The 7,658-nt window shown below is 65.9% G+C and carries 4 protein-coding genes; all 4 read left to right on the top strand.

Annotated features, from left to right (window positions below; translation table 11 throughout):
* The first annotated feature begins 2 nt into the window (after positions 1-2).
* From pglZ to ACVFI9_RS10680, 4 genes are read left to right on the top strand one after another with little or no spacing between them, the layout of a single operon-like run.
* On the top strand, positions 3-2,663 hold the full coding sequence (pglZ, locus tag ACVFI9_RS10695) for a BREX-2 system phosphatase PglZ (RefSeq protein WP_474762216.1): 2,661 nt from the start codon (positions 3-5) through the stop codon (positions 2,661-2,663).
* Positions 2,664-2,669: 6 nt separating this feature from the next.
* Positions 2,670-3,968: a hypothetical protein gene (locus tag ACVFI9_RS10690; protein WP_474762215.1), complete on the top strand. Its 1,299-nt coding sequence runs from the start codon at positions 2,670-2,672 to the stop codon at positions 3,966-3,968.
* Positions 3,969-3,978: 10 nt separating this feature from the next.
* Positions 3,979-5,319 carry a BREX system ATP-binding protein BrxD gene (gene brxD, locus ACVFI9_RS10685; protein ID WP_474762214.1) on the top strand — a complete coding sequence of 447 codons (1,341 nt, stop codon included), beginning with the start codon at positions 3,979-3,981 and terminating at the stop codon, positions 5,317-5,319.
* Positions 5,319-7,382, top strand: coding sequence for a DEAD/DEAH box helicase (locus ACVFI9_RS10680; RefSeq protein ID WP_474762213.1), 2,064 nt, complete (start codon positions 5,319-5,321; stop codon positions 7,380-7,382). Before brxD ends, ACVFI9_RS10680 begins: the two co-directional genes overlap by 1 nt.
* Positions 7,383-7,658 lie beyond the last annotated feature (276 nt).

Below are 7,658 nucleotides of genomic sequence, written 5' to 3'. Positions count from 1 at the left end.
CCTTGACCGGCGAAGGATCCTGGGCCCCGGCACTCGATGAGGCGACCCTGCGCGGCCGACTCCGGCAGTGGCGTGAAGACGAGAAGCGTCGCGCCAATGTGCTGCTGCTTCGCGCCAACCCGACGTGGATCGGGCCCTCGTTGCTGAGCGTCGGCGACGAGCAGGTGTACGTCGTCAACGGCATCTCGCAACTCGCCGTGCTCGACGCCGTGCACCAGCATTCTGACGCGCCGATCGTCGTGCTCACTGACCTCGACGACCAGCAGCTCGGCAGCGCCGTGCGGCTCCGGGCGGAGCGGCACGCCGTGCAGTCCGTCGACGCCTGGGAACTCGTGCCCGGGCTGTTCAAGGTCAGCGACCCCATCGTCGACCGCAGCGTGCGCGAACTCGGCAGTTGGCTGCCGCCGTTCCTCTTGACCCGTCAGCGTTCGACGGGGTGGCCCATCGCGCGCGGCGGCACGCTCAGCGGCGACCACGTCATCAGGGCGATCCTCGCCGATCTCATCGGTGTCGACAGCGCCGACGAGGTCGACCTGCTTGCCGTGCTCGAACACATCGACGAGCCGCAAACCGTCGCGCGCCTGCACGACTACGGCGCGGACGAACTCGCCGGCGTGCTCGCCGGTACTAGACGCCACGTTGGCGGCAGCGCCGCCCTCGCAGTGGAGTCGAAGGCGCGTTCGAAGTCGTTCTCAACGCTTGCCGTGGCGCTGGTCGCCGACCTGCTGTGGAACAGTCAGGCCGATGCGACCGTTCGGGTCCGTTTCGACGAGCGCTTTCTCGCGGGAAAGGCTGCCGAGGCCGACGTGCGACTGCTCGGTGAGGCCGCCCGGGCCATTATTCTGCGTCGTGAAGCCGCCGCCGACGTACACCTCAATGATGTGCTTCGTCAGGCCGAGGCGATTTTCGATGACCTCGATTGGTCCGATGGCTCGGCCGAGTCCTCGGTGCTACCCGCGGGGCTCGAACGCAGGTACGAGCAGCTCGCGGCTGCGATCGAAGCAGCAGTCACCGACGCATCCGAAGGCCGCACGAGGGCAGTCGACGACGCGCTTGCCGAGGTGCGCGCGCACCTGCTCGCGATGCACGATGCTGGCGAGTTGCTCGCAGCCGAGATGGCGACCCGACTCATCCGATGGCTCGGGTCGGAACCGTCAGCGCTCCCGTCATCCTTCGGGGAGGGAGTAACTACCTACCTCCACGACTCGGCCTGGGCCGATCGCGCCCTCAGCGTGATCTGGAACGGCTCGGCTCGCACCGCCTTGACCAGCGCGTATCGGTCGCTCGCCGCGCGGGTCGGCGAACGGCGCGACGCCGAGGACGCTGCCGCAGCTGCTGTGCTCACCGGTGACGTACCAACCGACATCACGCCGATCGAGTCGTTGCTGGCCAGCCTCGTCGAACCACTGGCGCGCGATCGCGTGCTGCTCATCGTGCTCGATGGGATGTCGGCAGCAGTCGCCGCTGAACTGGCTGAAGAGGTCGGGCGACTCCGCTGGGTGGAAGTCCTGCCGAACGACCTCACAAAACGTGAGGCAGCGCTCGCGACCCTACCGAGCGTTACTCGCTACTCGCGCTCGTCGCTCTTCGCAGGCCGGCTGACCGACGGAAACCAGAGCACTGAGAAGAGCGCGTTCGCGAAACTCACTGGAGGGATGCTCTTCCACAAGGACGACATGCGCTCGTCGGCGGGCGCACTGTTGCCAACTGCCGTCGAGGCGGCCGTGTCGACGGCGGGTCCCAAGGTCGTCGGCGTGGTGCTCAACACCATCGATGACGACCTCGCGAAAGCGGACCCCGACTCGACACGCTGGACACTGAGTCGTGTCGCGAACCTTGCACCATTGCTCGCTGCGGCTGCCGCCGCTGGACGAATCGTCGTACTCACCTCTGACCACGGCCACGTCATCGAACGCGGCGGTGAGTTCCGCGCGAACGACAGCGGTGGAGCGCGTTGGCGCACGGCGACGGCTGCCCCGGCCGCCGATGAGGTACTCGTGTCGGGAGCCAGAGTGCTTGCGCCCGGCGGCTCAGCAGTGCTCGCACGAGCCGAAAAGCTCCGCTACACGTCCAAAGCCGCCGGATACCACGGTGGGGCGGCGCTTGCGGAACTCACCGTGCCGATCGTGGTCTTCCGGCCCGCAGGTGCCAAAGCGCCAAAGGGATGGCAGGATGCACCACCCCAGGCGCCCGACTGGTGGTACGAGCGGGTGCCGGCTGACGCATCCGCAGATCTCCCAGTGCCAGACGCCCCGGTCGCCAAGCGCACGAAGAAGTCGGCAAAGCCTGCCGATGCCGTGCCGATGTTCGAGATCGCCGTCGACGAGTCGAGCGACAAGCTGCCGGTGGCATCCGGTCGCCTGAGCGAGATGCTGCTCGCGTCAGAGCTGTACGTCGAGCAGCGAAAGCGGCTGGGCCGCCACCCGCTCGATGATTCCGTGGTCGCGAGCATCGTCGACCTCATCGACGAACGTGACGGTCGTGTCCATCGAGACGTGCTCGCCGCGCGGCTTCAGCTCGCACCGGCTGCACTCGACCTCACGCTCACGGTGCTCCGGCGACTGCTCAACATCGACGGATACGACACCGTCACCACCGATGCCGACGAGGTCACCATCGTCCTCAACCGCGAGCTGCTGCGCGAACAGTTCAACTTGAAGTAGGCGCCCGTGAAGTGGATCGCGAACGGTCGGCGCCTGACTCCGAGCGCTGCACAGTCGAGCATGCTCGCGTACGCCGATGCGATGGCCGGCGAATGGTCCATGACCAACCCCTCTCCCGCAGCACAAGCGCAGCTCAGGGCCGCCATTGACGGCCTCCTCGAGCGGATCGATTTCGACGACGACGACTGGTCGACGAGGCGTTCATGGGCGGCGAGAGCCAAGCGTGATATGCGCGATCACGTTCAGACCTGGCTCTGGGGGCTGGCCGCGAACAGAATGCACAGCCGGTTGGCGGATCCCTCCTCCTGGTCCGCACCGACCAAACGGGACAACCCACGTTCGGGGGCAGCGGAGGTTGCCTCGGGTCCACAACCCGGCCCGCAACCGTACGGCGTGTCTTTCCGCGGGTCGGCAGCGCTGGTTCGCGATTGGCTTCGACATCTCGGTGTGGCTGATGCGCGCATCCAAACCGAAGCCAGCGCCAGCGACGGGTTCGTCGAGGTCATCTCGCGCTACTACGTGGCGTGGGTCACACACAGCGCAGGTCATGTGGATGCAGTGACCGTGCGAGGGATCAGGGATTCGGCCGCAGAACGAGGTCGGGTGCCGCTCCTATTCTCCAGTGCGAAGTTCACCGCCGAAGCCGTTGCGTTGGCAAGTTCTAGCTATGTCGCGCTGCTCATCTTCGACCCCGAGGCAGGGGAACTGTTCGGCGAGAACGATGTCGGACGAACCTTCCGGCGGCAAGCGCTCGACCCACAACGGACGCTCGAGGCGGTTCGGAATTCGACCGCGATGGCGCGTCGTGTCGAAGCGGACGCGTCGGAATCGCCGGCCGCCCGGGGAGCGCCGGAGTTCGACGATCGGACGCCCCTATCCAGGACGGCAGTGCAGGTCGCACTCCCGGATCTGGACACCGCCGAAGACAACAGCCCCGCAATCGAACTCGATCTCTCTGACCCCGAGACCACACCCCCACGAGTCATTGAGCCAGCGGTTCGCATCAGCACGTTGCTGATCGCCTCAGAGACTTACGCCTTGCAGAAGAAGCGACTTGTTCGTCGTGCCCTTGATGATTCGGTCGTCGCGCGGATCGTCGACGCTGCGGATGAGCGAGACGGGAGAGTGCGCCGCGAAGTGCTCGCTGACATCCTTGGAGTGACGCTTGGAGGCGTGGACAATGTGCTCGCCGTCCTTCGTCGCACACTCAACGTCGATGGATTCGAGACGGTTTCGACCGACGCAGATCAGACGAGCATCGTGATCGATCGCTCGTTGCTGCGCGAGCAGTTCAGTCTGAAGTAGGAGCAGAGATATGCACGTGAGCCCCCGACGTCGCCAGGAGATCGTCGACGCATTGCGCCGCGGTACCGTTCCCCAGCGAGGTCTCGACGTGATGGCGGTCGGACTCGATCGCTTCGCGCCGACGATCAACGCTGAGCTCGGCGTTGTCGCGAACGGCGGGGCCCAGTTCAAGGCAGTGCGCGGCGAGTACGGCTCAGGGAAGACGTTCTTCGCACGCTGGATGAGCGAGACCGCGAAGGCCGCGGACTTTGCGACCGCCGAGGTGCAGATCTCCGAGACGGAGACGCCGTTGCACAAGCTCGAGACCGTGTATCGGCGCATCGTCGAGAGCATCTCGACATCGTCGGCGAAGCCGAGCGCACTCAAGGAGATCATCGACAGCTGGTTCTTCAATCTCGAAGGCGACGTCGTCGATGGGGGAGTGGACCCGAACAACCGCGAAGCCGTCGCACGAGCGACAGACGAACTCATCGAGAAGCGGCTCGCTAACGTCAGCAAGACCGCGCCCGCGTTCGCGACGGCATTGCGCGGGTATCGTTCAGGGGTCGAACGAGGGGACTCCGCCGAAGCAGATGGCCTCATCGCCTGGCTGGGTGGACAACCGCACGTCGCCGCCAGCGTGCGACGCTACGCGGGCATCAAGGGCGAACTCGACCACTTCGGCGCTCTCGGCTTTCTACAGGGTTTGCTCGCCGTGCTCAAAGACGCCGGGTATGCCGGACTCGTCGTCATTCTTGACGAGGTCGAGACGCTGCAGCGGGTGCGCTCTGATGTGCGTGAGAAGTCACTCAACTCGTTGCGGCAGCTGCTCGACGAGGTTGATGCGGGCCGGTTCCCTGGCTTGTATCTCCTCATCACCGGCACGCCTGCGTTCTTCGATGGTCAGCAGGGGGTGCAGCGACTGGCTCCTCTCGCACAACGCCTCGAGACTCGGTTCGAGACGAACCCGCGATTCGATAACCCGCGCGCCCCGCAGCTCCGGCTCACGGGGTTCACGTACGAGTCGCTGCACGAGCTCGGCGGACGCATCCGCGATATTTACGCCGACGGCGCCGACAACGGATACCGAGTCGCCAGCGCCGTCGACGACAGGTTCATCGACGCCTACGCAGCCAAGATCGCCGGGCAGCTCGGTGGAAAGGTCGGCATTGCCCCGCGAGTGTTCCTTCGCCAGCTCATCGACGTGATGGACAAGGTCGACCTCTACGCCGACTACGACCCGAGGCGCCAAGCGCTCGGCGAGGCCGGCCCGCTCACGTCGCTCACCGAAGAGGAGCAGGCGGCCATCCGCCGCGGCGAAGTGCGTTTGGCGACTCCCGTAGGCGTCGACGATATCGACCTCGGCATCTGATGGGCGCGGCCGGCCTGCACTCGGCGATCGAGTATCACGTCGTCAACTCACTCGGCTGGCCGTCGCTGCGGCCGCTGCAGGAGGCATCGGTCGCCCCGATTCGTAGCGGGGCCGACTGCCTGCTGGTTGCGCCCACCGCCGGAGGCAAGACGGAAGCGGCGGTCTTCCCGCTGCTCTCGAGCATGATGGATGACTCGTGGCACGGCTTCACCGTCATCTACGTCACCCCGCTCAAGGCGCTGCTCAACAACCTGCGGCCGCGCTTGGAGAAGTACACCGAGTGGGTCGGTCGTCGGGTGGCGCTTTGGCACGGCGATGTCGCCGATGGCGATCGCCGACGCATCCTCGCTGACCCACCAGACATCCTTCTCACCACGCCGGAATCGCTCGAGGCGATGCTCGTCTCGCGGCGAGTCTCGCATCATCAGTTCTTCCGAAGGATCCGTGCGATCGTCGTCGACGAGGTGCATTCGTTCGCGGCATCCGATCGTGGCTGGCACCTGCTTGCCGTACTCGAGCGGCTGCAGCGCATCGTCGACCGCCCGATCCAGCGAATCGGGCTGTCGGCGACGCTCGGTAACCCGGAGGACGTGCTGCACTGGCTGCAGGGCTCGAACGGGGCTCGCGGTGTGTTCGCAGAGGTCGTGCGCGACTCGAGCACGATTACTGCGCCCGAGATCACGCTCGACTACGTTGGCTCGCTCGAGAACGCCGCTGAGATCCTCGCGCGGCTGTTCGTGGGGGAGAAGCGGCTCGTCTTCTGCCAAGCGCGGGCTCAGGCCGAGGAACTCGCGTTCGAACTGCGACAACGGGGCGTGACCACGTATGTCTCCCACTCCTCGCTGTCGGTCGATGAGCGGCGCATCAGTGAGCGGGCGTTCGCAGAAGCGCGCGACTGCGTGATCGTCGCCACATCGACGCTCGAACTCGGCATTGATATCGGCGACCTCGACCGGATGATCCAGATCGATGCGCCGTTCTCGGTGTCGGCGTTTCTGCAGCGACTCGGTCGCACCGGGCGGCGGCCAGGGACATCGCGGAACGCGTTGTTCCTCGCGACCGAGCTCGATGCGTTCGCTCGAGCGGCAGGCCTCCTCTTGCTTTGGTCACGTGGCTTTGTCGAGCCGATCGTGGCCCCGCCGCATCCGCGACACATCGCTGCGCAGCAGCTGCTCGCGCTCGCGCTGCAGGAAGGTCGCATCCCGGTCGCAGGTTGGGAAGACTGGTGGGCGGGTTCCGCGGTGATGGATGGCGCCACCGAGGTGCTCGACTACCTCGTGGGATCCGACTTTCTCGTCGCCGATGGCGACCTGCTGGTCATCGGACCTACCGCCGAGCGTGCCTTCGGTCGTCGCAACTTCATGGACCTCCTGTCCTCGTTCATCGCAGACCTCGAGATCCGTGTCCTCCAAGGCACAAAGGAGATCGGCTCCGTTGCACCGATCTCGTTGCCGAAGGATGTCACGGATGGGCTTCGACCGCTCCTGCTCAACGGTCGCGCCTGGAGGGTCACCGCCGTCGACTGGGAGAAGCGGGTGACATATGTCACGCCGGATGCTGAAAAGGGCAAGGTGCGCTGGTCGAGCGGCTCGATCGCCGAGCCGTTCGAGCTGGTGCGCGCTCGGCGTGACGTGTTGCTGGGGGAGGATCCGCCGGTGAACCTCTCGGCTCGGGCTGTGCGGCGGCTCGCGTACCTTCGTGAACTGCGTGCGGCTGACGTCGACGCCGAGGGGACCGTTTTGAGCAAGGGCGCGAAGGGGGCCACCCTCTGGGGGTTCGCCGGTCTTCGCGCGCATGAGACGCTGATCGCAGCACTCGGCGAGGTCGCGGCGGAAGCAGTCGCCGACAACGAGATGATCCGGTTCGCGGATCGAGTCTCGGTCGCCGAGCTGAGGTCGGCAGCTGTCGCGGGCGTGTTGCCTGCGGTGCCACCCGAGGCGGTTGCAGGGCTCAAGTTCTCGGCAGCGCTGCCCGTCGAGATGGCGACGGCGACGCTGGCGGAACGGTTCGTGGACCGGAGCGGGGCTGAAAGCGTTGTGGCGTCTCCACTCGGAGTTCGCTGAGGACGATTCGCACACCACCACACCCGCGGGCTTCGGGCAGTGCATGCAAGCTATGAGCCTCCGCGGGCAAGCTTGCCCTTCAGCGCGGTGGAATGGCCAGAAGTGTCGGCGGGTGATCCAGGAGAGATTGTGCGGCGCCGGCAGCGGCGCTCAGATGAATTGCCTGCCGTGAAGTGTGGGCTCGTTTCGAGCGGCGCCCCACAATGTATAGGACATCTTCGTCCCGAGAGAGGGTGGTAGGCGCTGTGAGTAACCCATTGGAAGCCGACGTACCGT

This window comes from Agromyces sp. NSFZ (assembly GCF_056156205.1).
The sequence above is the reverse complement of the archived record's forward strand: the minus strand, read 5'-3'. Positions and strand labels throughout refer to the sequence as shown.